This window comes from Alkalimonas cellulosilytica (assembly GCF_036325985.1).
GTDB classification, from domain to species: domain Bacteria; phylum Pseudomonadota; class Gammaproteobacteria; order Enterobacterales; family Alteromonadaceae; genus Alkalimonas; species Alkalimonas cellulosilytica.
Genome location: NZ_JAUHLI010000020.1, coordinates 1 through 24,047 on the forward strand (window position 1 = coordinate 1; position 24,047 = coordinate 24,047).

19 protein-coding genes and 2 CRISPR repeat arrays are annotated in these 24,047 nt (G+C 53.1%); of the genes, 10 read left to right on the forward strand and 9 right to left on the reverse strand.

Going from position 1 to position 24,047, the window contains the following annotated elements; genetic code table 11:
• The first annotated feature begins 15 nt into the window (after positions 1-15).
• A CRISPR array of direct repeats spans positions 16-1,450; the repeat unit is 37 nt; unit sequence GTCTTAATCCCCTCAATAGTCGGGGCAGCTGTTGGAC.
• 377 nt (positions 1,451-1,827) lie between these two features.
• Both csm6 and csx2 read left to right on the forward strand, forming a co-directional pair.
• Positions 1,828-3,009 carry a CRISPR-associated ring nuclease Csm6 gene (gene csm6, locus QWY20_RS16230; RefSeq protein ID WP_330130055.1) on the forward strand — a complete coding sequence of 394 codons (1,182 nt, stop codon included), beginning with the start codon at positions 1,828-1,830 and terminating at the stop codon, positions 3,007-3,009.
• A gap of 7 nt (positions 3,010-3,016) precedes the next feature.
• Positions 3,017-4,216: a TIGR02221 family CRISPR-associated protein gene (gene csx2, locus QWY20_RS16235; RefSeq protein WP_330130056.1), complete on the forward strand. Its 1,200-nt coding sequence runs from the start codon at positions 3,017-3,019 to the stop codon at positions 4,214-4,216.
• 99 nt (positions 4,217-4,315) lie between these two features.
• On the opposite strand, the gene QWY20_RS16240 is transcribed toward csx2, so the two are convergent.
• Complete coding sequence (locus tag QWY20_RS16240; RefSeq protein ID WP_330130057.1) at positions 4,316-7,117, reverse strand: hypothetical protein; 2,802 nt, start codon at positions 7,115-7,117, stop codon at positions 4,316-4,318.
• 109 nt (positions 7,118-7,226) lie between these two features.
• On the opposite strand from QWY20_RS16240, the gene QWY20_RS16245 reads away from it, so the two are divergent.
• The 8 genes from QWY20_RS16245 to QWY20_RS16280 all read left to right on the forward strand — a co-directional run bounded on the left by QWY20_RS16245 (position 7,227) and on the right by QWY20_RS16280 (position 14,005).
• Complete coding sequence (locus tag QWY20_RS16245; protein ID WP_330130058.1) at positions 7,227-8,453, forward strand: PDDEXK family nuclease; 1,227 nt, start codon at positions 7,227-7,229, stop codon at positions 8,451-8,453.
• A 266-nt stretch (positions 8,454-8,719) separates the two neighbouring features.
• On the forward strand, positions 8,720-9,040 hold the full coding sequence (locus QWY20_RS16250; RefSeq protein ID WP_330130059.1) for a hypothetical protein: 321 nt from the start codon (positions 8,720-8,722) through the stop codon (positions 9,038-9,040).
• Positions 9,041-9,126: 86 nt separating this feature from the next.
• Positions 9,127-9,741 (forward strand): hypothetical protein, encoded by a 615-nt coding sequence (locus QWY20_RS16255; RefSeq protein ID WP_330130060.1) that lies wholly within the window; start codon positions 9,127-9,129, stop codon positions 9,739-9,741.
• Between the two features lie 41 nt (positions 9,742-9,782).
• Complete coding sequence (locus QWY20_RS16260; RefSeq protein WP_330130061.1) at positions 9,783-11,150, forward strand: hypothetical protein; 1,368 nt, start codon at positions 9,783-9,785, stop codon at positions 11,148-11,150.
• 95 nt (positions 11,151-11,245) lie between these two features.
• Positions 11,246-11,635: a hypothetical protein gene (locus tag QWY20_RS16265; protein ID WP_330130062.1), complete on the forward strand. Its 390-nt coding sequence runs from the start codon at positions 11,246-11,248 to the stop codon at positions 11,633-11,635.
• 75 nt (positions 11,636-11,710) lie between these two features.
• Positions 11,711-13,093 carry a hypothetical protein gene (locus QWY20_RS16270; protein ID WP_330130063.1) on the forward strand — a complete coding sequence of 461 codons (1,383 nt, stop codon included), beginning with the start codon at positions 11,711-11,713 and terminating at the stop codon, positions 13,091-13,093.
• Positions 13,094-13,108: 15 nt separating this feature from the next.
• Positions 13,109-13,480 carry a hypothetical protein gene (locus QWY20_RS16275; RefSeq protein WP_330130064.1) on the forward strand — a complete coding sequence of 124 codons (372 nt, stop codon included), beginning with the start codon at positions 13,109-13,111 and terminating at the stop codon, positions 13,478-13,480.
• Between the two features lie 156 nt (positions 13,481-13,636).
• Positions 13,637-14,005 carry a hypothetical protein gene (locus QWY20_RS16280; RefSeq protein ID WP_330130065.1) on the forward strand — a complete coding sequence of 123 codons (369 nt, stop codon included), beginning with the start codon at positions 13,637-13,639 and terminating at the stop codon, positions 14,003-14,005.
• An 811-nt stretch (positions 14,006-14,816) separates the two neighbouring features.
• Positions 14,817-15,537: direct repeats of the CRISPR family, unit length 35 nt; unit sequence GTCTTAATCCCGTCTAAACCGGGCAGTGTTGATAC.
• A gap of 174 nt (positions 15,538-15,711) precedes the next feature.
• Here QWY20_RS16280 and cas2 (QWY20_RS16285) read toward each other — a convergent pair.
• The 8 genes from cas2 (QWY20_RS16285) to QWY20_RS16320 all read right to left on the reverse strand — a co-directional run bounded on the left by cas2 (QWY20_RS16285) (position 15,712) and on the right by QWY20_RS16320 (position 24,046).
• On the reverse strand, positions 15,712-15,987 hold the full coding sequence (gene cas2 / locus QWY20_RS16285; RefSeq protein ID WP_330130066.1) for a CRISPR-associated endonuclease Cas2: 276 nt from the start codon (positions 15,985-15,987) through the stop codon (positions 15,712-15,714).
• The gene (cas2, locus tag QWY20_RS16290) at positions 15,975-16,262 is read right to left on the reverse strand and encodes a CRISPR-associated endonuclease Cas2 (RefSeq protein WP_330130067.1); all 288 of its coding nucleotides are present in this window, start codon (positions 16,260-16,262) and stop codon (positions 15,975-15,977) included. The genes cas2 (QWY20_RS16285) and cas2 (QWY20_RS16290) overlap by 13 nt, the downstream gene beginning before the upstream one ends.
• The gene (cas1, locus tag QWY20_RS16295) at positions 16,262-17,440 is read right to left on the reverse strand and encodes a CRISPR-associated endonuclease Cas1 (protein WP_330130068.1); all 1,179 of its coding nucleotides are present in this window, start codon (positions 17,438-17,440) and stop codon (positions 16,262-16,264) included. Before cas1 ends, cas2 (QWY20_RS16290) begins: the two co-directional genes overlap by 1 nt.
• Before the next feature lie 65 nt (positions 17,441-17,505).
• Positions 17,506-18,390 carry a CRISPR system precrRNA processing endoribonuclease RAMP protein Cas6 gene (cas6, locus tag QWY20_RS16300; protein ID WP_330130069.1) on the reverse strand — a complete coding sequence of 295 codons (885 nt, stop codon included), beginning with the start codon at positions 18,388-18,390 and terminating at the stop codon, positions 17,506-17,508.
• A gap of 2 nt (positions 18,391-18,392) precedes the next feature.
• Positions 18,393-20,573, reverse strand: a complete 2,181-nt coding sequence (locus QWY20_RS16305) for a TIGR03986 family type III CRISPR-associated RAMP protein (protein ID WP_330130070.1) — start codon at positions 20,571-20,573, stop codon at positions 18,393-18,395.
• Entirely contained in the window at positions 20,570-21,061 is a 492-nt protein-coding gene (locus QWY20_RS16310; protein WP_330130071.1) for a hypothetical protein, read from the reverse strand. The genes QWY20_RS16305 and QWY20_RS16310 overlap by 4 nt, the downstream gene beginning before the upstream one ends.
• Positions 21,058-22,458: an RAMP superfamily CRISPR-associated protein gene (locus QWY20_RS16315; protein ID WP_330130072.1), complete on the reverse strand. Its 1,401-nt coding sequence runs from the start codon at positions 22,456-22,458 to the stop codon at positions 21,058-21,060. The genes QWY20_RS16310 and QWY20_RS16315 overlap by 4 nt, the downstream gene beginning before the upstream one ends.
• Complete coding sequence (locus tag QWY20_RS16320; RefSeq protein WP_330130073.1) at positions 22,451-24,046, reverse strand: hypothetical protein; 1,596 nt, start codon at positions 24,044-24,046, stop codon at positions 22,451-22,453. The genes QWY20_RS16315 and QWY20_RS16320 overlap by 8 nt, the downstream gene beginning before the upstream one ends.
• Position 24,047: the final 1 nt, after the last annotated feature.

Here is a 24,047-nt window from a genome sequence, read left to right on the forward strand (position 1 = left end):
AGTGGGTTTAAGGTTGTCTTAATCCCCTCAATAGTCGGGGCAGCTGTTGGACGGGGATGTATATCCCTAGAAACAATATACGAGTGTCTTAATCCCCTCAATAGTCGGGGCAGCTGTTGGACCTAGCAGGCGCAATGGAGTGGGGATGTGTATCCCGTCTTAATCCCCTCAATAGTCGGGGCAGCTGTTGGACAGTGGACGGATTTCCACAGCCAGGGCCTTCGAGTCTTAATCCCCTCAATAGTCGGGGCAGCTGTTGGACACTTATATCACCGACCAAAGAACGTCGAAGAGTTGTCTTAATCCCCTCAATAGTCGGGGCAGCTGTTGGACGGATGCCCCCTCGGAGACACCACTAGGGGGAGGTCTTAATCCCCTCAATAGTCGGGGCAGCTGTTGGACCGATAAGCTGGCTGATTGGCTAGTGTCCCACCGGTCTTAATCCCCTCAATAGTCGGGGCAGCTGTTGGACCCTGATATGGAACGAGGGCGCAGCAGGACGCACGTCTTAATCCCCTCAATAGTCGGGGCAGCTGTTGGACATCCAGAAAAAATGCCAAGGTATTAGTGGAAATGGTCTTAATCCCCTCAATAGTCGGGGCAGCTGTTGGACCACAAAATACCATCGCTCGCTACAACGAGGGTGAGTCTTAATCCCCTCAATAGTCGGGGCAGCTGTTGGACGTTAAGTCAGGCGGGGCATCGTACCTGGTGCAGGTCTTAATCCCCTCAATAGTCGGGGCAGCTGTTGGACTTATGAGCATGAAACGCCCTGCAGTACAAGAAATGTCTTAATCCCCTCAATAGTCGGGGCAGCTGTTGGACGTCCCTAAAAACCGCGTAAAGGTTAAATAACGGTCTTAATCCCCTCAATAGTCGGGGCAGCTGTTGGACATTATAGGTAAAAAACACAATGTTACTGAGCATGTCTTAATCCCCTCAATAGTCGGGGCAGCTGTTGGACGCCTTGTTCGACGAGGACGACCGACCGTTCAAAGTCTTAATCCCCTCAATAGTCGGGGCAGCTGTTGGACTGATTATCATGGGTGAGCGTATTGCCTGGGGTGTCTTAATCCCCTCAATAGTCGGGGCAGCTGTTGGACAATTGACGAGAAAACCTTGTGACGGGCCGTAGGAGTCTTAATCCCCTCAATAGTCGGGGCAGCTGTTGGACGTGGAGCCTATTGTGCTGGCCTGTGACGACAGGTCTTAATCCCCTCAATAGTCGGGGCAGCTGTTGGACCTGGACGCGGAGCGAGAAGCAGTAATCAAAACGTCTTAATCCCCTCAATAGTCGGGGCAGCTGTTGGACACTTGTTGGATACGTGGCACAGAGCAGTAGCAGTCTTAATCCCCTCAATAGTCGGGGCAGCTGTTGGACGATAAAGAGGCCCATGCGGACCATTACTCTATGTCTTAATCCCCTCAATAGTCGGGGCAGCTGTTGGACTCTAAGCTAATTTTTTCTTTATAAAAAACAGCAAGTTCCAACAGAAAATAATTGATTGATTTTTAATCAATCGATTGGCTATTTTTTAGCCATCACCTTTTTATCCAAGAGCCAACAAATCTTACCCCCACCACCTGGCATTGTAAAGGCTTAAACCTTTCTCCCAGAAAATGATTTATTTCGGAAAATCATCGGCCTAGTGTCTGGGATTTCCAGTCCAATCAAGGTAAGCTTTTGTCCAGGAAGATCTGAATACCCAGTCAAGGATACAAAGACGGAGCCCCAGCGCCAAGGAGCATCACAAACTTGTCATCTGCTCCAAATCCTCTCATCCACTTAGACTACCCACTCACACATTAGTATTACGGAGTTTGACTATGAGCCAACCAACCAAGACCCTGCTGCTTGCCGTGACCGGCGCAACCCCGCAGGTTATTACCGAAACCTTGTATGGGATTTACAAACAAGGGCTGGAATGGCCACAAAAAATCGAGATCCTGACAACTTCGTTCGGCAAAGAGCAAGCACGGCTCAACTTAATTACCGATGGCAAACTGCAAGCACTTTGTGACGAGTACAACCTGGAACTGCCGGAGTTTTCCGAGTCATTGATCCACGTAATCCCAGATGCGGCAGGCAATGAAGTGGCCGATGCCCGTACATTGGAGGATCAGGAAGCCCTGGCCGATTTCATTGTAAAAACAATTGCAAATCGCAGCCTGGATAACGATGTCCGTATTCATGCCTCCATTGCGGGCGGACGTAAAACCATGACTTTTTTCCTGGGCTATGCCATGTCAATTTTTGGCCGGGACTTTGATCGTTTAAGCCATGTGCTGGTATCCGAGCAATTTGAATCGAACCCGCAGTTTTACTACCCCACCCTGCAATCAAAAACCATTGATGGCCGTGACAATATCCGATTGGATTGCAGCAAAGCCGAAGTCATGCTGGCCGAAATACCGCTTATTAGTCAGCGCATGCTCAACCCGAAGTTGGTGGCAGAGTTTGAGCAATTTAGCTACAACGAGATTGTGAACGCCATCCAACTGGCGCAGCGCCCTGAGCATGTGCAGCTAACGCTGAACTTCGACAAAGCCAACCCGCAGGTTACCTTTGGCCATAAGACCATTGAATTTGGAAACCGCAAAGCCGATTTTGCCCTGTTGGCTGCTTTTGCCCGCGCCAAAAAACACAATGAACCCGGCTTTTACCGCCAAACGTACCGCAATGAAACAGCCGACTTCACCTTGGCTATCTTGCAAGAGCTGTGCACACTGGAAGGGATTCGGTTTGATTCGGAAAACCTTATCGACGCGCTTGAAGAGCTCGAGTTCCAAGGCAGCCTGGATGGAAAAACCGTCGATGCTTTAAAGCGTGTGAGCGATCACCGCTTCGACGAAAACAACTTCAGTGACCGCCGAACCAGCCTGCAAAAATACCTGAGCAAACACCTGCCGAAAGCGGCGGTCAACCTGCTGGTACCGCAAACAAAAGGCCAGAATAACCCATACCAGCTGCCTATTATGGCGGATATGATTACCTTTGTTGGAGCGTAACCGTCTTATGGAAAAATATTTGATCAGCTTTCTTGGCAGAACCCCAAAAAATGATGGCAGCTACCGAACAACGGTTTATCAAATGCCAGAAGGACCAAGCCAACCCTTAGCGTACTTTGGCTATTTGCTGCAAGAGCGCATGCAACCAGACAGCATGGTGATTCTTGGTACCTGTGGCAGCATGTGGGATGGTTTATTGGATGATATGGCGATCCCGGATGACATCAAAAACCCTTTGATTGAAGGCTTGCTGGAGGCCGTGGATGAGCAGCGGGTTACCCAGGAAATGCTTGACCATGTGATGGCCAGCATCGAACCACACACACCGTGTCGGTATCAACTATTGCTGATCCCTTTTGCTCGCACGGAAACAGAGCAATTAACCATGCTGCAAGTGATCGCCAATGCCATTCCAGATCAGGCAGAAGTGGTTCTTGATATTACACACAGCTTTCGTCACTTACCCATGATGGCACTTGCGGCCATGCAATACCTGCAAGCTATTAAGCCAGAAGTTCGCGTGACACAACTGTGTTATGGTGAGTACAACGATGATACCAAACAAGGGCATTACGTTGATTTGTCTGGCTTGTTGCACATTCAACAATGGATTAATGCTGCTAGTTTGGCAGAGCATACCGGTGATTTAACCGAAGTAGCGGACTTGCTAAGTAACTCAACTCTGGGCAGTGATTTGACCAAAGCCAGTTTTTACATGAGTGTCCATCGCTCCGATCAAGCGCGCAACCCTTTAAAGAAGGTTCGTCAGGCATTGGAAACCGAATCCCTCAATAGTGCTGCCGCCTTGCTAAAACCCGTGCTGCTGCAAAAAACAGCTTGGGTCAATGAAAGCTACATTTTTCAGCGCCAAAGTGCCCAGGCAACGCATGCCATGCAGCGCAAGGATTACTTAAGAGCCACCATTTATGCCTTTGAAGCTTACTTAACACGTAAAGTTCGGGAAAGTGGGGCGCACCCAGGCCAGGAAAGCAACTATCAAGTTCGCAAAGAAGTACAAAAATCACTGGATGACGATAGGCCATTTCGCAAAACGGCGGAAGGAGAATGCTACCTTTTGCTTCGGAACTTACGCAATGCCCTGGCTCATGGCGACAAAGGCACCCAGGCCGATGTACAGCAACTGCTAAACGATCAGGCAAGGTTAGAGAGTAAATTGCAGCACATTCTGGATCAATTGCTGGCCTAACCCTCTGCTCTGCGCCTTTTCTTACATAAAAGCCAGGGAAAACAATGTTTTCCCTGGCTTTTTTAATCGGCAGGTTTGCCAGTTGCTATGCGCAATCACTTAGTGGAAGTTAAAAGGCAGCAACTGCTCCAGCACTCCAAAACGGACTTTGTTGCTTTCGGCTCTGGCCAGTTGTGGCAAGCTAACCTGTGGGAACACAGCAGGCAGTGGCTGAGCGCTGGAAGGCACAGAAATCGCCAGACCAAGGCTTTGGCCCAATGCCGCAAGGCAATGCCCCATCCACAGCAATATTGGGCTTGCTGTATGTGCCTGGCAGGCTGCTATGGCATGCTCAAAACACAGAGTGGCTTGTTCTGTTTGCTTGGCTTCGGCCAACATCCATCCTCGGTAAGCCTGGATCAGCATCCATGGGTGGGTTGGCTCCATATCCCAGCTGTCCTGATTGGCCAGGTAGCTTTGCCGCATGTCCTGCAAAACCGGAAACTGCACCAAAGCCCGCATCACCAAATAATGCAGGTATTGGTGTTCGAAACCACTTTCAGCAAGCTGTTTCATCGCGCGGGGCATCTGATCGCCTAGTGCCAGCTTCACCAAACCCTGTACTTCATTGGCCGCCTGAGGCTCACCCTGCGCCAGCAAAGTTACCGCGCGGTAGTGCCAGCTTTGCTGCACCTGGCGACGACGCTCTACCGGATCGGACAAACGTTCAAAAGTAGCAATGGCATCATCAAAATGCGATAAAGCCAGTGCATGCTGCCCCTGAAACGCCAGCAATTGCCCTTCGGTGGATAACAACTTGCCCCGATTGAGCAAGCCAACCGTTTCTACCGGCCGTCGCAACCAGGAACTGACCACCTGACTGACTTGGCCAAACTGATAATTGTTGGTGCAGCTACTGGCCAGCCGCAGCATCAGCTGGCAAGCCAACTGCGCATCTTCCTCGGCCAATTGCTCTGCCTGGTGCTGCAAAGCAGCGACCCTATCGGCATCAAACAACCCAAGGTGATTTTCTGCGACCAGGCTGGATGACTCCAGCACACAAGCCAAAGACAGCGGCCATTGCTCTTTGGGCAGTTGCGCCTGCAACCACTGCAGCGCCGTCACCAATTGCCCCGGTGCAATGGTTCGCTCGCGAATGCGTTGCTGCACCTGCGCCAAATAAGCTGAAAGCACCGCCGGCTGTTGTTGTGCCCGGCGTGCTGTTTGCGCCAACACATCGTGCAACAAGGAGGCTTCGCTTTCCTCAGGGGCAGAGGTACAAGCGTCCAGCCAGGCCGCCGGCTCTGGCAATTCACCCTCCAACACCCTGCGGTACAGACGCTCAATTGCCGGCATTTTGCTGTTTTGCAACAAGCAGTGATGCTGCCAACCGGTATGGGCCAGAATTTGTTTCTTTTCTCGCGTGGGTGTCGACCACAAATGCGCGATGGCATCAACATACCCATTGTGCGGGTGCTGTTTGTCCACCACCGCAAAACTGAGACGTAAACCACCAAAGCGATCAGGCAATAAAGCTACCAACTGGCTTTCAATCACATCAGCCAAAGCGCGCAGGTCGGCTTGTTGTGCACTGTAATCACCGCGCTGTTCAATCAACACCTGCACTTTGGTGGGGCCCTTTACCGGCAACAGCAGCAATACCCAGCGCACCAATTGCTCAATCGATCCCAGCCAGCTGCCAGAAAGCAGATCATCATTTACCTGCGCCCCAAAGACACCAACAGGTTGCGCCAAAATGGTTTTGACCAAGGCTTGCACCTGCATGGCATCCAGGTCGGTGCTGTGTGTTTTCATGGCCAGTGGTGGCAAGGTGGCATGTTCTGGCACCAATAAGGCTACCGCCCGTCCCAGACTTTTATCGCTGAGACTCAGCTGGCTGGCGTCCAAGCCAAACTGCTCCCCGCCCTCATCGATGAGCATGGTCCAGCTGGCCGAAGGTTGCAATTGCCGGATGGCGTGGGGGTGCACCCCATTGCCATGATAAATCGTGGGCAAATCGACCACAAAAGGCTGCTTTTTCAATGCTTGCCGCTGTTTCTTTTTGCGCTGAATAAAAGCCACTTCTTTATCCAGTTTCAGCAAAGATGCTTTGATGGCCCGGTTGGCCATGTGGCCTCTGGCCTTTTCCAGCCAAGCACGCACAACTTGTTCATCATCGCTTTTCAACCGTTGCCGCATTTCTGCGATCAACTCGGCTGCCTGTTTGCCATGCCGACGAGCAGTTTCAAAGCGTTTTAGCAATGCCGGATTGGCAATCCCTTGCTGCTGTGCCCAATCCAGCTGCTGCTCGAAAAATCGTTCGGCCTGCTGCCACTCCTTTTCACCCCAGCTAAATCTTTTGAAAATTTCAAAGTCGCGTTGGTTAATGACTTTGTCGCTGACGGCGTCGTTCGCTTTTGGCGTGCAAGCCTGAACGTCAACTTTGTGCTCGCCTTCTTTGGCTGGGGTATCACTTGAAGCGGGAGCCACAGGCGCTGCGCTTGCAGCAGCCGGCTCTGGCACTGGTGCAACCGACGCAGAGGGCGCTGATTCTTTTGATTCTTTTGATGCTGCTGATGCCTCTGTTGACGCCATTGCTTTGCTAGACGCTGCCGTCTGTGCCAAGGCAGCAGGCGGCAAATTGTCAGAGTCGGCGTCTTGAGTGCTGCTTTTAACTGCATCCTTGGGGAGGCTGAAGTGCCAGTGCCACTCTACCCATTGGCCATCGTCCAGCAAAACGTAGCAAGGCAAGGACGGAAAATGCCCTTTAGCAATGCTCCACAGGTTCAATGAATTGGCATGCACCCCCGCTATGGCGGTAAACTTAACATCGTTGGCGGACAGCGCCTCGGACAAAGAATACCGATTGGCCTTGTGCATGGCAGGAGGACATAGGCCATCGTACAAACTAATAATATTCATTGCGTGCAATTCCCTTTTCATTGGAACTAAAAAAAATTAAATTAAAGTTATACGATAAGTACCACAAGCGTCCATGGGTTGCATTCAAAAGTGGCCGCCTGGATACCAGATGCCTAAAAAACACCTAAATTCTGCCACAACAGCGTTGATCATCCCAATCTCCGATCACAACATTGCGCAGCTCTACAACTGCCTGACCAGCGATGCGCATCGTTTTGTTTTGTTGGCTTCAAAAAAATACCAGGATCACCGTCAGCGGTTTGCTGGGGTACTGCAAAAGCTAAGACCCAGCAGCCAGGTGGATAGCAAAAACTTGCCCGATAATGCCGATTGCTACCAAGCACTGTGCAATTTTGCCCGCGAGGATTTATTGCCACTTAGCCACAGCCACCGGCTGGAACTGAACGGCAGCGGCGGCACCAAGGTAATCCCTTTGGCCTTGCTGGATTGCCTACCCATTGAGCGGGTGCATTACAAAGGCCAGTTCGACGACCACCTGCAAAGCTGGCAACCCGGTAACCCCGACAGTTATCAAGAGCAAAAACTCGACAAACTTATCGAGGCTCAGCACGCCCTGGACTTGTATGCCAGCAAAACTTACCCATTGCCGACCCAGGCCAATGCCTTTTCCGACGCCCCAAACGCCCAAGCTATGGCCAACAGCATTTGGCAGCAGTACCAGGATCCCGACTCCGTAATGAGTTGGCTGGCAGCCGAGCTGGCGTCATCGCCCTGGTACCAACCTCAGGCAAAAAGCGGCAGCTTCAGCATCAGCATTCCCGAGACTCGCAGGCAGGATACCGATGGGCTGCAATGGCTGGCACAGTTGGCTGATTTCTCACAAGGCCAGTTGCAGCTGAAACCAAAACAGCTGATCATTCGACATCAGAAACAGAAAAAAAGCCTGGCGCAACAATTTAAACGCTGGCTCAGCGGGATATGGCTGGAAGACCTGGTGCACCAATGGCTTTCAGAGCACATAGAGCCCACACAGTTGCTGCGTGGCTTGTCGCCATCCTCGACCGGTGAGCAAGGCAACCAGCGTGAGCTGGACTTTGTGTGCTTTTACCAAACAGCAGGCTACGTGATAGAAACCAAGGTCACGCACAAACCCAACCAGGCCCCCAACGAGATGGTGCAGCAACTGAGCAGTCTGGCCGATCAATTTGGCAGGCTTAATAAGGTGCTGTTGCTTAGCCCGCTGTTTTTCCAAGCGGCCCGCACCGAGAAAGCCCTCAATCAGTTTGTCGACTACTGCAAAGGCCACGGTGTCAGACTTTGCCGCAGCAAAGCGGAGCTGTTGGCACTGTTTAACAACAAAAAAAGCAAGCCGTAGGGCTTTTACCGGCTACGACCGCCGAACCAATTGCCTGCCCGAAACAGCATAGCTGACGTTTTGCGCAGGCCTTACCAGGGTGCAAGGTTGACTAGTTTTCATCCAGAAACGGGCTTCTGCCCTTATTCTGGAACGCATCCCTGCGCTGCGCTAGTGCCCGCCTTTCTGGACGGGCACTAACTACCCATCACTCACAAGTTTGTCATCCAAAATTTTTTGGCCTTTGACGGCACAATAGCCTCATCAAACAACACGAGGAAATTGTGATGAAAAAAATCTCTGCTTTCGCTATCGCCACTGCCGCCTGCCTGATGACTGCTTGCAACGGTGAGAGCCAGGCGACACCCAAGGACACTCCGGCGTCGACCAGTGTTGCCGAGCAACAGGCATTGGCGGCCAACACCCTGTGTCAGGTCGACCAAAACTTTGATATCAGCGCCTGTCGGGATGGCAACCGTTTTGTGTTCCAGCCCACCCGCTTTGGCAATGAACAATTGCCCATTAGCGTGATTGCTGCATTTTGCGACATTCATCAGCCCATCCATTTCAACAAAGCCGGAGTGGTGTGCATTTTTAAACGAATGTAGCGGCTTTTTGAACTGACAACTTTGTGATATCGGCGACAGCGCCGAACCCGGTTATGCTTTTGATTCTCATCCATAAGGAACACATTATGAACAAAAAACACACACGCTTTACCCTGACCACCCTGCCAATGACTGCTGCTGTGATCGCAACGCTGCTTGCCAGTGGCTGCAGCAGCAGCCCCGAGCAACGTCTGGCCAAACTGCAGCAGGCCGAGTACGAGCAACGGGTGAAAGATCGCAACCAAAGCTTCCGGGCTGCCCCCGATTGGTACCTGCAAAGCGAAGTTAGCACTCTGCAGGGCACCCTTGGCCGCGGTACCTCGTTTTCTCGCGACATGCAGGCAGCGGTCGATAACGCCATGCTGATGGCGCAGCTGGAGCTGGCCCGAAACACCCAGGCGCTGGTTTCTGAGCAGGTCAAAATGCACCGGCGCAACAACCTGCTCACCGGGGAATCCCGCATGCTGCTGGAAACCACAGCCGACCGCTATTTGCCGGAAGTGGATGTTGCCGGCAGCACGGTGCTGAACCGAGAAATCATTCGCGAGCGGGATGGTTTTCGGGCTTACATCCTGTTGCACCTGGACGTGGCCGAGCGCGATCAGGAGCGGATGGCTCAAGCCGCTATGGATAGGGCGCATCGCGAGCTCATGGAGCGAAACGCCCGCTATCGGGCTGAGCAAGCTGCCTTAGCGCAGTAACCCGGCCCAATCCTTTTTGAACGAACATTGCAGGAGATTTCATGGTTTTCAATGCACGCACCTTCGCCGCAGCCGCTTTGTGTTTAAGCTCATGGGCACAGGCAAGCACCCTCTATACCGGAACCGGTACCGCGGTGCATGATTCACGCAACACCGCCTGCCAGAACGCTGAGCGCGCTGCGCGCCTGGATGCCGCTCGCCAGGCTGAAAGTTACGTCCGGCGTCATGTGCGGGCCAGTGCATTTGAAAACGAGCACGGCCTGCAGCAAAGCCGCAGTGACTTTATTGAAACCACGGTATACGGCAAAGCCATCAAGCAAGGCGAAGCCAGGGAGCGCACGGTATTGCTGGATAATTACCATGTAGAGTGCCAGGTTGAAGCCCGTTACCGCATTGACACCACAGCCATCCGTCAACAGCTGGAAGCGGAGCAAGCGCGGGTATCGCGCCAGACAGAGCGTGAGCTTGCACTGGCCAACCTGCACCAAGAGCTGGCAGAGAACCAAGCGGCCTGGAAGGCGCTGCAACAAGCCATGCCTGCGGCCCCCTATCTGGGCAGCACCACCGTGCGTGAGGTTTGTCAGGCTACCTGGCCCTTGGCGCAGTGTGAAACGGTCATAGGAGAGCGCATTGCCGCACCTTACCGGCAAGCACTGAGTGATGAGCTTGGGCTGGACAGCAGTGCTTTGCAACACCACATTGACTTGCAAGGCCGAACCGAGCTAAGCGCCATCAACAGCCAACTGAACCAGGCCAACTGGCAAGGCAGTTATCAGCTTCGGTTTTCACTCAGCAATCCTTATGCCGAGCGAAACCAGCAGCTAGCTCGCGCCATTGCCCGGCAAAACATGCGCAGCCAACAGACAGACTGGCCAGACAAGCAAGCGAGCAGCAGCTGGCGGCCGGAGTGGCTTCGCTTTGGCGTTTCCTATGGCAGTGACTGTCTGGCGTGCTCTACCAGCACCATGAGCAGCTGGAAATCAGTGAATAAAACCGATGCACAGCTGGTACGCACCAACTACCTGCACCTGCGGCTCATCACTGGCCGCTGGTTTAGCCTGAATGCCGGGCTTTATGGCGAAAACTTTGTGCAGTGCCGGCAAAAGGGGCGCGGCAACCGATGCGCAGACATTGTCACGCAGAACGCTACTCTGCCAGCTTTGGGCATCAGTCTGTACCGCAACTGGTGGTATTTCGAAGCGATGCAGCTGTTTAACGTGCGGCCTATTGCACTGGGCGAGCAAACGCTGGAGCAAGGCTATCAACGCTATGAGCTTGGGCTGACCAGCCTGCGGGCCGATTCAAGGTTCACCTTTGAGCTCGGTATCGCAACCCGCAGCATGCCAGCTACCGGCCAATCAGGCTGGAACAGCACCGATTTAAACCTTCGGCTGGGGTATGTGTTTTAACCCCAACGTCACGATTTAAGACAGGAGACAACCGTTTGCCCTGCCCGCTCCCTTGTAACCGCAATTGGCTGCTGATTGGCTGCAGCCTGCTCACCATGGCTTGTGCATCAAACAGCGTACCAAGCTGGGTGCAGCAACCGATGGCGGAGTCCGATGGCCATAGCAGCAGTGCCTGCGCCCCTGCCGGGCCGGATGGCAAAACCCTGGCATTGTTGCGGGCACAAGCCCAATTCGGCCAGCGCAATCTGGTGCAACAGCACAGTCACAGCCAACGGCAGCTGGAACAGCACGATGCCAAAGAGCAGCTCCAATGGCAGCAACACCAGCTCAGCCAGCGCAATCGTTTTGGCGTGGTGCCAGCCGGGCTGCACCAAACGCATTGGCAAGGCCGCTTTCAAGGGCAGCAACTGCATTGCATCCGGCTCAGTACCCCTGCGGACATGGCCGAAAAAAGCACCGCCCGCAACACAACCACAAGTTTGTGAAGACCTTGCCCTGCGCTGGCTTTGATACAGTCTGCCCATCGCTGATGCGCCCATTGACAACAGTTTGGAGGTACCATGCACACCACAACTCGCCCTGCCACCCTAACAGCTTTCGTCCTGAGCGCTTTGGCATTGCCTATGGCGCCCACAGCCTTGGCCAACACCTACTTTGAAGGTACAGGAACAGCACAGCACGATGCCCGCTCTGTCGCCTGCAGCAACGCAGAACGTGCTGCCCGGCTCGATGCTGCTCGCCAGGCCGAAGGGTTTGTTCATCAAGTGGTGCAAACCAGCTGGACCGAAAACCAACACGGGTTGCAGCAAAGCCGCCAGGAGTTTATAGAGCAAACCGTGTATGGCTTGGCAACGCTGCAAGGCAGACCCATCGAGCAGGCACATATCAGGCCCGATCAAACCATTGAATGCCGGGTTCAGGCACGGTACCGCTTTGACTCCGATGCCATACAGCAGCATTATCGGGCAGAGCAAGCGCGTCAAGCCAGGCAAGCAGGCCACGACAGCACCCTGGCCAGGTTGCAGCAAGAATTGGCCGACAATCAGCATGCCTACCAGCGAATGCAACAGCACCTTGCACCAAGCCGCCATGGTAGCGGCAGCTATACCACCTATTGTCGGGTGGCGGCCACGGCCAACCAGTGTGAAGCCTTGCTTAAGGAGGTGATCGCTCAGCCTTACCTGCAGCAACACGCAGCAGAGCTTGGCATCGACCGGCGTTTGCTGCAACCCAGCCTGCAGTTGCAAGGCCGAATGGAGTTCACCGAATTGAACAGCCAGCTGAAGCAGGTAGACTGGCAAGGCGACTACCAACTGACCCTTCAGCTGAACGATCCATTCAGCGCTCGCAACCAACAGTTGCAGCGGGAGATCCGGCAATTGCGTGGCCAACCATTTTTAGCTGAGCCACGCGCGCATGGCACAGATTCAGCGGCAACGAAACCCGCCCTGCATCGTTTCGCCGTCACCTTAGGCAGCGACTGCATGCTAGGCTGCAGCAGTTCCTATTTGGAACCTAAAGGCAAACCCTTGGCAGGCAATGTACGCGGCAACTTTATTCAGGCAAGGCTTGCGCTCACGGCATGGTTGCAGTTCAATGGGGGGATTTACCAAGAACATTATAGCCTGTGCCTGGACGAGATCGCCGGCCGTTTTGGTTGCGCCAACATTCAAAGCGCCAGCGCCTGGTATCCTGCGGTTGGGTTCACTCTGCGCCAGCAGTGGGCCTACCTGGAGGCCATGCACTTATTTCCCATCAGCGATACCGACCTTCAGGCCACCACATTGAGCAAAGGCTACCAACGTTTCGAGCTTGGCCTAAGCACCTGCCAGGACCGCAAAGGCTGGACCGGAGCCATAGGCATGAGCAGCCGGCTCATGCCTGCCGGCACAGCAAGCTGGGATGGTTGGGACCTTGTGTTCCGTGTTGGGTATGTGTTTTAACAAGGGTAACAAGACATGACAAAAAACAAGCTCACCTTAGGGCAGTTTGCACTGAAAGAGAACTGGCAAGTCCTGCAGCTCTTGGCCTTAATTCCATCCCTTGCTGGGTTGCAAAGCGACGACTACTTGATTCTGCTCTGCAGTGTATCGGTTATCGCCCTGACAGTAACCGTGGTCATGGTTCACCGGTTAAAGATACCTGACATTAGCATTGAAGCGGCTAAACATGCAGCAGCCCTTATCGTGGCTGTGCACTTTTACGCCCTGGCGAAGACTTCTGGCGATGGGCTCAACTGGCCGTTTCTCACCGCTACCTTGCTGGTATTACTGGCATTTGCCCGCCTTCTTTACAAGGATTTCAAGGAGTTTACAACCCATGAGCAATAGCGATCTGTTTTGGCAGCTTTTTTTTTGGCTAAGCACCGCAACCGCCTTGCTGGTGATTTTTTGGGTGCATCGCGCTGCCTGGAACAGTATCAGGCAAGCAGATTTATCCCGCGATAAAGCATGCGCCCCTCCTAACCCACAGCACGAGGAAACGAAATGAGCCGAACGTATCAAATCACCTTTAGCGACGGTGTGATGACGCCGGAGTATCTGGATCGCGCGGCACAATACCATCAGATCTCAACAGAATTGTATATCAAGCGCTTACTCAGCCAGAGCGTTGATCATATGCATCCGGAAATAAAGGATATTTCAAATTTTGACAGCCTGGACGAGTGCTTTATTGCCAACGGCTTACGCAAATGTACCAACAATCGCTGGCATACCGTGGTATTAATGACCGAGCCAGAAAACCCATTGTTGGCTCAGTTGCGCCAACGGGCAGAGCAACTGCAACTAAGCCCGGAAGATTTGGCTTTGCAGTACATCGCGGCTGGCCTGGCGGATACCACGGACGCAGGTTAAACGCATGATGGCTAAATCGAGCTGCCCTTGCTTGCGCCCTGTGCCGTTAAGCGCAATAATCAAACTGGCAATTAAATGCGGAGATTAACATGACTCTAGGACTCGCTTTTTTCCTAGCTTGCTTAGGCGTATCTACCATCTACGTTTTTTATACGTATTACAAATCATTAGGTAAATAGCCGCAAAGCCAGCAGCACTCAATACAATCGGGGGTGAAGGCTTGCCATACCTAAGCAACCTGATTGCCAGGTTTTCATGCAGAGTCATGTTCACCTTATATTGCTCACATCCATTAAAAAATGGGATGATTAGCGTATGATAGGGTTAATTTTATTTGTTGTTTTACTGTGCGATGGGTTTCTGCTCTACACTGGGCACAGCGCGCCAAATGACGATAACAACTAATTGTCGCCAAAGAGCACTCTCAACTCAAAACTCAACATTCAACACTCACCACCAAAAGATCCCGTCAGCGTGGTTGCCCGGAGCAACCACCAACAGCCGTAGGCTGGGCCTTTAGGCTGAGCATTCAAACCGAGAAATCGGGTGCGAATCAATTACTCGCCACGTCCTATGGCTCGCCCTTCGGGCCCGCTAAAGCGGTTCCAGTGTGTGCTCCTGCACACTGGTCGGGCAGTGTTGATACAAGTGTGATGGTTGATATCGAGAAGTCTTAATCCCGTCAGCGTGGTTGCCCGGAGCAACCACCAACAGCCGCAGGCTGGGCCTTTAGGCTGAGCACCACGGATGGTGCGAATCAAACCGGGCAGTGTTGATACTTTTGCTGTAGCACTAACCCAAGACGCCATCAGTCTTAATCCCGTCTAAACCGGGCAGTGTTGATACTTAGCTTCTTTGAAATCTGAAGAAGAGGCCCGTTGGTCTTAATCCCGTCTAAACCGGGCAGTGTTGATACTCAAATTAACCCAAGACGCAATGACCTATGTTTTGTCTTAATCCCGTCTAAACCGGGCAGTGTTGATACATGGCATCATACTTTCAACTCCGGAAGGAGTTGTCTTAATCCCGTCTAAACCGGGCAGTGTTGATACTCAAAAGAAAACGCACTACGCTTGGCCGCCATGTGTCTTAATCCCGTCTAAACCGGGCAGTGTTGATACCAAGCATCGCTGTGGGACGAAACGGCTGCTGCAGTCTTAATCCCGTCTAAACCGGGCAGTGTTGATACATGGTGCAGTGGCTAGGCGTGGCAATTTTTTTGGTCTTAATCCCGTCTAAACCGGGCAGTGTTGATACCGGCATGGCCGGCTTAAGGACGCTGGAGCGCGTGTCTTAATCCCGTCTAAACCGGGCAGTGTTGATACCCGAATGCTCAGCATTTGGATGGGAAACTGCTTCTGTCTTAATCCCGTCTAAACCGGGCAGTGTTGATACAGTTTTTCAATGATAACCCGGGACGAGTTGGTTGTCTTAATCCCGTCTAAACCGGGCAGTGTTGATACGAAGGCAGACCGATGCAATGGAGCTGGAGCAATTGTCTTAATCCCGTCTAAACCGGGCAGTGTTGATACCCTACCCTCTACAGGCCTTGCCTGTCAAGGGCTACAGAGGGGCTTTGCTGTGCAAAGGTCGGACCACAAGCAAAAACAAGCATTTTAGGGACAAAAGTTGCCATTTCCATCAAAATTCCGCCATTTTTCTTATACAAAACAACTGTCTGTGCAAAAACCACTGTTTAAACCCCATTACAGCACCCAAAAATCTTGAAAGGTTACCAAGGGTGCAATGCCAAATGCACGCCGATTGGCGCGATCGGTTGGGTTTAAGGGCACGTAATGCACTCTATCGGTTTCATCATCCAGCCACTCGTCTACCGCGGCAGTCAAAGCGGTAAACTCCGGCGGTTTTAACTGAATTTCGTACATGCTGTATTGTACCCGAACACCCGAACTCAGTAGAAGTTTCACGACTTCCCGTCGGGCTTTGTTGTCGGAAATATCAAAGCATACTAACCAATGCACCAGCTGCCCTCCACTTCACTTGACCAAGCAGCCTGCCCCTTCAACACAGCATTATTGGCGGCCCATTCACTCAGGGTATAACAATTTAAGGCGTCGCTCTTTGTGCACATCATGCCCTTTAATTTTCGCTGCAAGGCGCGTTGCTGCGCAGGCGTAGCAATCACTTCAAAAATACTGTACTGCAGTCGATCGCCATACTCGCACAGCAACCGCTCAATACGATACCGACGTTTGCGGCAAGCAATGTCATAGGCCACTATGTATCGTTGGCGCATTACCGTACCCTAAAAGCCTTAAAATCTTGGTTCCCATCAAGCACCGCTTGTTTTAGCAGCAGCAATTGTGCATCCATAATGCGCCGATAATCGGTTTCTAACTGTTGGTCACGGTATTGCACTTCCTGTTGCATGGTTTTTTCGAGGGCACCAATAAATACCTTGCGCGCCTTGCTTTCTAACCGGCACCCCTTAGTGGTTTCTTTAAAATCATTCGGGCTGATTTTTTGCTGTTTAACCAACTTAAGTACCGTTGCATCCACAATGGGTGCTCGAAACGGCTCAATGGTATCAAGCGCCAGTGCCGGGTATGTCTGATCCGCATTGTGCAAAAAGCCAAGATTCAGAGGCAACCCCCGGCGACGACAAAATGCCACCGCATTGTGGGTTAGGATGCTGTACCCAAGCGACAACAGCGCATTGATCGGATCTTCAGCTGGTTGGCGGTTACGCCCTGTAAAACGCCATGGTGCCGGTACCATGTGCTGCATTGCTTCAAAATAGTAGCGGGCCGCAAGGCCTTCCACGCCACGCAATGCATCCAGGTTCGGGCAGCGCTTTAGTGCTACCAAGAGTGCAGCAATTTTTTCAATAAGCTTTTGCAAGTCATCTGTCCACTCAGGTTGATAGCGCACCTGGCGGCGAAGCACGGTGAGTTGATTGTGAATTTTGGCACTGACCAATTCGCTGGCAATGGGCATGGCGTTCTGGCGCTGTTGCAACCAAGCTTGCAACAATGCTTCCGACGGGTTGTTTTGCGGCCCCAAGAGCCCCTGGAAAAAAGCACCTTGCGACATCAGCATCACCGGCAATTGGCCCGATAAGGCTTGCAACAACACCGAGCGATTTAGGTGAACAGCCCCAAAGGTCATCAGGCTATCCAGTTGTTGCTTGGGGATGGACAATAATAGTTCGTGATTGTGACGAACCTGAATGCGACCATGCTCGAGCGAGACCACCGCGCCTTGCTCTGCAATGTACAAAGTTCGTAATTTGCAGCTAAGACGGGCATCGTTGCCGTGTGATGGCTCGGGCATGGCCTGATCAGCAGACTGCGCTGTTTGATTGGCAAAGGCCAGGCATGCAGCCTTGGTGATATCTTGCGGTTCTGGCTGGCTTAGCTGCGGCCATGCTTCTTCGGCATACGAATCGTGCAGATACAAAGGGCGGTGGGACATGGGCGACTCCTCCTGTTTGATTTAGCATAACGACTCAACAGAAAAAAACCTCGGTTACAAACTTGTCAGGTGCCCGCTACCAAATCCAGACAGCCTAGGCCAAACGTGGTTTTGCCGCCAAGCTGCAACAAAGCCGCCAGTTGCAGCCAACGATAGAATGAGGACCCAACGCCCTGACATGCCAGGCTGCCTTTTAAACCCCCGAACGACAAAAACTCCTGCTGCCGCAATGAAAACCGCTGCCAGTCTTCGTAGTAGACAAATGGCTGCAACTCAATGCCTTGGCAACCAAGTGGTTGCTGATCGATGGCTTGCAATAGAGCCGTATCGTCCGCCACCCAGTAACGGGTAAGCTGCATCAGGCGTCGCCGGGTCTGTTTTGCCAGCAATTGCGGTGTCAGCACTTCGGGGTGTTGCACCAGTTGGCCTTGGTGCTTGAGCCGAAGCGGGGTGCGCAGCTGCAGATGCACCTGACGAAGCGATGGCTCGCGGCCCCCATCCCACGGCGGCAGGTAAGCCGCCAGGCTGTGGGGCTGTATGTCCAGGCTGTTGCCCGTTGGGGTTCGCACGGCTACCGTCAGCAGACGCAGCTTAAGGCGGGCCGGGCCAATACCCAGAATTTGACCGGCATGCAAAGCATTGAGCAATACCGGCCACAACTCGGTGGCCTGACCAAACAAGGTTAAACCAAACTCAATGCATTCCCCCCGGCGCCACTGCGTTTTTTGATCGCAGCCGGGCTGAATGGCATAGGGTTTGGGTTGTTCGTGATCATGCTGTTGGTACAAGGCCGTAAACGCCGGCTCGCTGACCTGCTTTAACGCATGACCCAGCCAGCCGTGCCACATGGAGCCTTTAAAAGCAGGCAGCTCACCATCACTCTGCAGTTGCAGGGTGATGGTGAGGGGTAAAAGCTGGAAATTTGCCAGCGCCTGATAAAACAAGCTCACGCTCAGGCGATCCCAAACTTAGCTGCCAGCTCAACAATCAATGCTTTGCGTTCGTTGAGCTTTTGTTTGTTTTCTTTTTTCTTGGTACTGAGCTTTAGGTAATTGCACCTGGCCGTATCGCGAACCAACAACACCAATTCTTTGGCCAGCGCCTCCTCTCCACCTTCATCGATAAAAAGTCGCATCGACTTTTCCAACTCTGGAAACAGAGGGTTTTGCTTCATTGGATCATTTTGCAATTCACTCCCTTCAATTTTCGCTTTTAACTCCATGAAGAGGCGGCCAGCTTCGGATGCATTGGCCAGTTGCGCTTGCGCTTCTTGTTCTTGTCGCTGCTGCAGTAACAGCTTTTCGGAAACCGCCAGTTCGCTTTTTCCACCTGCAGCTTTGATTAAATCGGCCAGGCGCCCAGCGGCAAAAGCCTTGGGTTGGGTAGTCATGGCCGGCGACTTTCTGGATAGCGCCTGATCCTGCTTCTTAAAATCGGGCAATCCACGGCAATTTTTGTAATCTGCCAGCGCCATATAACTCAGGTTTTTACCGGCATTGTCTTTTAGATCGGCCATAGCCAACAGGTGCGTGAGCTGAGGTGATTGGCGCCAACTGTGATCATCGGTTGGGTATGCCTGGCTCATGTGCTCTGCAAAGAGCGCAGTCAGCTCCTCCACACTCGGCAAAGGTTGGTTCTGAGTACCACGGCCTTGCAACTGCACCTGATGAAAGCGCACTGCCCCTGCCCCTAAGGGTTTGCCATGGCCTAGGCTGTGGTATGCAAGATCAGACTCAGCAGGTAGTTGCAACGCCCAGAGCAAGGCGGCCAATTCTTCTTTTTTTAAATTATGAAACACCAGCTTGCCGCTAAACTCTGCTTTGGGTGCCATCATTTCGAGTTGTGACTGCACATTCACTTTGTTTTGCAGATCGGCTGGGATCTCGGTATCCAGTTCCGGCTTTACCGGGTAACGCTTCCACCCCTTTAGCTTAGCCTGTGATTGATAAGTGGTCAGGAGCGTACCTGCGGTCTCTTGCTCCAGATAGGCGGCTAAAAAGCTGGCTTTAGGCTGGCTTAGAATCACCGGCTTAGAGAAACTAAGTGCCGTTTTTTGACGGCATACAGCATCGGAAAACGCCACCCGGCTTTTTAATGAAAAGCCAAATTCGCGCAAGGTACCAAAGATCAATTCTGCCATGTCAAAAATGTGCGCTGACTGCGCCAGCTTTTGACGGGCCAGCACCAAGTCATGCACCGATTTTTCATACAGCTTGCGAGGCATTTTGGCAAAACCCAGTGCGATCAGTTCTCCTTTTTTGGTTTTTCTGGCAAATACCGGAATACCCAACTCAGGATGCGGATGCTGTTTAAAGTACTGCACCAGCTCCTCGTTGTGGTTTTCAAACAGCCGATTGACCAGTGTGGTGCCATGCTCAAAAACCTGAGCCATCTCGTCAACGCTGTGAAATAAGTAATTGAAGCCTAGCCGCCCATCACGAACCTCTTTTTTGCCGGGGCGAAAGCCTGTAAACACCGGATACCCCAAAAGATCGCCCTGCCCCAGACTACTAGCACATGCGACGGTCACTTCTTTACCACGGGTTCCCATCATCGTGCGATTGCCAGGCGCAAAAGAGATGGCTTTACTGGCCAATGGCCACTTTTGGTATTTTTGTTTGACCGTCACGCCAGGATCATTTTTAAATGACTGCTGGGTAAACTTGGTCAGGTCATCGTTAAAAACTGGCAACCATTGCGATTTTCGAAACTGCCATATTTGCCGTGTTTCGTCGTATTTGACCCAGTAAGCCACCACTTCGGTTTCATGCAATTCTTGCGCATAGGTGGTATTAGCACTGGAAATATCCCGATACGAAAAATGCTGATTGTCGACCGATTGGAATTTCCCAAAGCTGGCAATTTCAAGCACACTGCGCAGCATGCCTTTGATGCTGGACCCCGGGATCACCGGGTTGCCTTTGGGATCCCGCGCCCACAGCACCAGGGTTGGTTTTCCATCCGCCGACTGCTGCTCTGCACCGACACACAGCGGGGTGGCATTGGTCAGGCTGTATTCAATGCTGCCGGAATAGCCGTCTTCGAACGGCACATCGTGACTGACCAGATGCGCCCAATCCGGCATGTAGACCCAATCCGACAGGGGAACAAAATGATAAGGAGTATGGATCATAAACCCTCCGCAGCAGAATGCGTTGAAAACCCAAGAAATTGCTGTGCAAGTGGGCGGTAACGCCCTTCGTCCGGTGCCTCGGTTCCTAGCTGCCACCACAGACGGTAACAAAGAAGCTGCTTGCCGCCCTCGCGGCTATGCACCAGTTGGTCGCGGTACAACAGCGCTCCGTCTGGCTTTGCAGTATATAAGGTACAGCGGTACAGACCTGGCTGCTCCAAACGAATATGCATGGATTGCTCGCCCAGACAATACTCGGCTTCCAGCAAATCGTGCTCGGCAGGCAACTCGGTTTGGCGCAGCACATCTCCACGGCTCATCACCCAGGCTTGACCGGTTAAAAAAGGCTGCACTTTGGCCTGCAGCGCACTGTATGGCAGGCGCTCGCTCTGGATCTGCAAATCGCCGGCTTTTAGCGCCGGTAATGTTGCGCCGATGATGGCCCTGTTTTCGTCACTGGCCAGTGTTTGGTAAGCGGGCAGAGTCATGCGGTTTTCTCCTGCTGTGCGGTCTGAAAATCGGGATGAATGAAAAGTTCACGGCTGCTATCCAAAGCAACCAGGCTAATGCCACGACCGCTGCCAGCGCCCATCGGCAACAGGCCTTCGGTCAGATCGCGCAAGGTATCGGCCAAGGCCGCTTTTAATGTCGCGTCCAGGCTTTCGGTGTTGCGCAGCCACAGTCGCACACTAAATTTAGGTTGGTACAGCAATTCCTCGGTAAATAAAGCGCCTTGCATAACGCCACCGGTAAAGCGGTCGATGGCATTGTGCGTTCGCAGCACGGTATCTTCGGCTTTTACGTCAATGCTGCTGTCATCCACGTACAGCAAGCCTGCCCGGGCATCCTCATGGTTTTCGCCCACCAGGCCAAGCAGCGTATCGAGCGCTTCTGGCCGTTTTTGCCAGCTGGCATGGCTTTCATCGGCCATCTGCTCGGCAAAAATACCCGCATGACGGCGGTAATGGAACGCCAACCGGTGCGCCAAAATGCCTTTGATGCTGCTGCCACAAAGCACCGGGCTTTTCGGTTGCCAGCTGGCTTGATGCTGCCGCCATTCGACACGGGGTTCGCTGTAACTTATCAGCGCAACACTGCCACTTTTTGGGGGCTTGCCAAGCAGCACAGAGCCTGCGCCGCAACGCCAGTTATCCAGTGCTTGCAGAGGAATATCAGCGACCAAGGCTGTGGAAGCCGCAGCCAGGGTTTTCGAAAGCGTGGTCGGCACAGCTCGCGCGGCTTGTTGCAAGGCTTTAGCCGCGGACGGGCCTTCAGCTAAATCAAACAGTTGCTCCTGCAACCCAACCAACTTGATTTGCCCCAGCCCATTGCGGGTACTGGCGCCAAAAGACATGCGGCGATCGGCCCACAACTGCAGCAATTGGTCCCACTGTTTCAGTAATGCCTCGCTGTCGGCAGCATCAGTCAAGGTCCACTGAATGGTGGTGCTAAAGCGCAGACCTGCCGGCAACATGATTTGTTCGAATTTAGCCGTGTCCTTGGCAACGCCCCGGTCATTGATGGCAACCCGATCCCGATGATGTGGCGAAGCCATCAGCAAGCGGGCAAACAGAGGCTCCGCCGCTAAAGCTGCAGGGTCTTGCAAACCCATCACCGGCTTATTGACCGAGTTGTGCAAGAATCCAGGCTGCAGTCGCAACAAGGAGCGCTGCTGCAACGCGCCAAACCAGCGCAGGGCCATTGCCGCATCCAGCTGGGTGGCGAGTGAGCGCCAGACACCGGCAATGGCGGTGGCCGGAATGTAAGGCAAGCCGTTGGCATCGCGTGCCAGGGCATTATCGAACCCAGTTTCACGCTCACCTGAGCTAATTACCATCGGGCTGGTGGTTTCCAGCACCAAGCGGGTTAGATGAACCTTAGTCATGAGCCACCTCCGTCATGATATTAAAGGCTTCGCATGCTTTTTTCAGAGCAGCGTAATTGGATACGTCGTAACGGCCGAGCAGCTCCAGCGCCCGTAATATGGCTGCATCGTCTTTGCTGGCAAACAATGCCTGGCAATAGCTGGCATAGCTGATAAAGCGCTCGCCATTGTCCCAGCTAATGCCCCAGCCATAGGCATCGTTTTCAGCTTTAGCAATATGGTGCCCCTTGCTGCCGCTGCCGGTGCCAAAGGTGGTGTCGCGCCAGTTGGGGTCCTGTTCTTTTAGCAGGGTAGCCACCCGTTGCCACTGGGTGCGGTTGGGCCCATAGGACTGCGCATGCAAGATACCACTGTAGCGCCTGGCAATAAGGTAGCCCTGCACCAGTTCGCGCACCAGTTGCAACGCCTGTTCATTGTTTTGCTCGGCCACGGCATGGGAGCCGGCCTTGGCTTGCAACCAGCGGATCAAAGCGGTTTCCGGCGCTTTATCGGCCTGTGCATTGGTCGCGGCAAGTGGCGCAATTCGCAGGGTGTCGAGTGCTCCTGTCAGGGTGCTTTGCGTGGCCCAGCCAGGGTTGACCCGCACCCAGCCCAGCCCCTGTTGCTGGTTGATGCCAACGCCCTGACTAAGCTGCTGCAATTGATGGGCGCTTAATGGCTGCTCCAGTCGGTAGACCAGGACAGAGCCTTTTTGAATAAACAACTGCTCGCTGTCGGCACCGGCTCTTTTTTGGTTGAACAGGCTCTGTTGCCGGGTACGTACAAAGCTTAATTCTGGCTGCAGACTGACCGCTGGCAAATCGGCTTCCGGCAGCAAGTCGTTTAGTTTTGGGGTGTAGCTCGGCTGCCCTTGTGCATCCAGCACCTGCAAATCACTGACACACCACAGGGTTAGCTGACGGCCGGCGCATTCTGGTGCTGGCTCGGTGGCGTCGGGCAGCAGCGTAATGTTGATGCGCCCAAACTCAGATCCTTTGCTGCGGCCAATTCGGTGTTGGCCTTGCAGCATTGGCGCCAACTGTTGCCAGTGATCGTCGCTGCAGTCTATCCAGCCAATGAAAACCTGGCCGGCTTCCAGAGCTGCATAGTTAAACAGCTGGCTGTTTTTGGCCTTGCCGGTGGTTTCATCTATCGCAGTTTTGGTAAACCAGAGTTGTTTGACTTGCGCCAATGCACCATCTGGGGAGACAAAACCATCACGGCATTGCTGGTACTGCACCAGTTCGTCACGGCGAAAATCCGCACTGGCCTGGTTGCTAACATGCTGGGTACAAAGCTCGGCATGATCGTCTTTTTGGCTGATCACGGGCTGGCCTTTGATGCCATACCAGCTGGCTGGCATCGGCAAACTGAGCAAGGATGACGCAACCGGATAGCAAGGCCCAAAACGCACGCTGCCGTTGTGAAACAGGTCCATCGCCAAAGCTGCCTGGTCATTGTTTGGCTGCTGGCTGTAAAACTGCGCCGCCAGCGCGCCCAGCAAGGTGGTGCCCGGAATGTAATCCAAACAGAGATGATTGTGACTGGAACCGGCCTGATAGCTCAGGACCACGGCGTCGTTCAGTGTTACCTGAAAAAATCGTTTCATG

Coding starts and splice junctions, on each gene's coding strand:
- csm6 (WP_330130055.1), top strand. CDS start 1,828: ATGAGCCAACCAACCAAGACCCTGCTGCTTGCCGTGACCGGCGCAACC.
- csx2 (WP_330130056.1), top strand. CDS start 3,017: ATGGAAAAATATTTGATCAGCTTTCTTGGCAGAACCCCAAAAAATGAT.
- QWY20_RS16240 (WP_330130057.1), bottom strand. CDS start 7,117: ATGAATATTATTAGTTTGTACGATGGCCTATGTCCTCCTGCCATGCAC.
- QWY20_RS16245 (WP_330130058.1), top strand. CDS start 7,227: ATGCCTAAAAAACACCTAAATTCTGCCACAACAGCGTTGATCATCCCA.
- QWY20_RS16250 (WP_330130059.1), top strand. CDS start 8,720: ATGAAAAAAATCTCTGCTTTCGCTATCGCCACTGCCGCCTGCCTGATG.
- QWY20_RS16255 (WP_330130060.1), top strand. CDS start 9,127: ATGAACAAAAAACACACACGCTTTACCCTGACCACCCTGCCAATGACT.
- QWY20_RS16260 (WP_330130061.1), top strand. CDS start 9,783: ATGGTTTTCAATGCACGCACCTTCGCCGCAGCCGCTTTGTGTTTAAGC.
- QWY20_RS16265 (WP_330130062.1), top strand. CDS start 11,246: ATGGCTTGTGCATCAAACAGCGTACCAAGCTGGGTGCAGCAACCGATG.
- QWY20_RS16270 (WP_330130063.1), top strand. CDS start 11,711: ATGCACACCACAACTCGCCCTGCCACCCTAACAGCTTTCGTCCTGAGC.
- QWY20_RS16275 (WP_330130064.1), top strand. CDS start 13,109: ATGACAAAAAACAAGCTCACCTTAGGGCAGTTTGCACTGAAAGAGAAC.
- QWY20_RS16280 (WP_330130065.1), top strand. CDS start 13,637: ATGAGCCGAACGTATCAAATCACCTTTAGCGACGGTGTGATGACGCCG.
- cas2 (WP_330130067.1), bottom strand. CDS start 16,262: ATGCGCCAACGATACATAGTGGCCTATGACATTGCTTGCCGCAAACGT.
- cas1 (WP_330130068.1), bottom strand. CDS start 17,440: ATGTCCCACCGCCCTTTGTATCTGCACGATTCGTATGCCGAAGAAGCA.
- QWY20_RS16305 (WP_330130070.1), bottom strand. CDS start 20,573: ATGATCCATACTCCTTATCATTTTGTTCCCCTGTCGGATTGGGTCTAC.
- QWY20_RS16310 (WP_330130071.1), bottom strand. CDS start 21,061: ATGACTCTGCCCGCTTACCAAACACTGGCCAGTGACGAAAACAGGGCC.
- QWY20_RS16315 (WP_330130072.1), bottom strand. CDS start 22,458: ATGACTAAGGTTCATCTAACCCGCTTGGTGCTGGAAACCACCAGCCCG.
- QWY20_RS16320 (WP_330130073.1), bottom strand. CDS start 24,046: ATGAAACGATTTTTTCAGGTAACACTGAACGACGCCGTGGTCCTGAGC.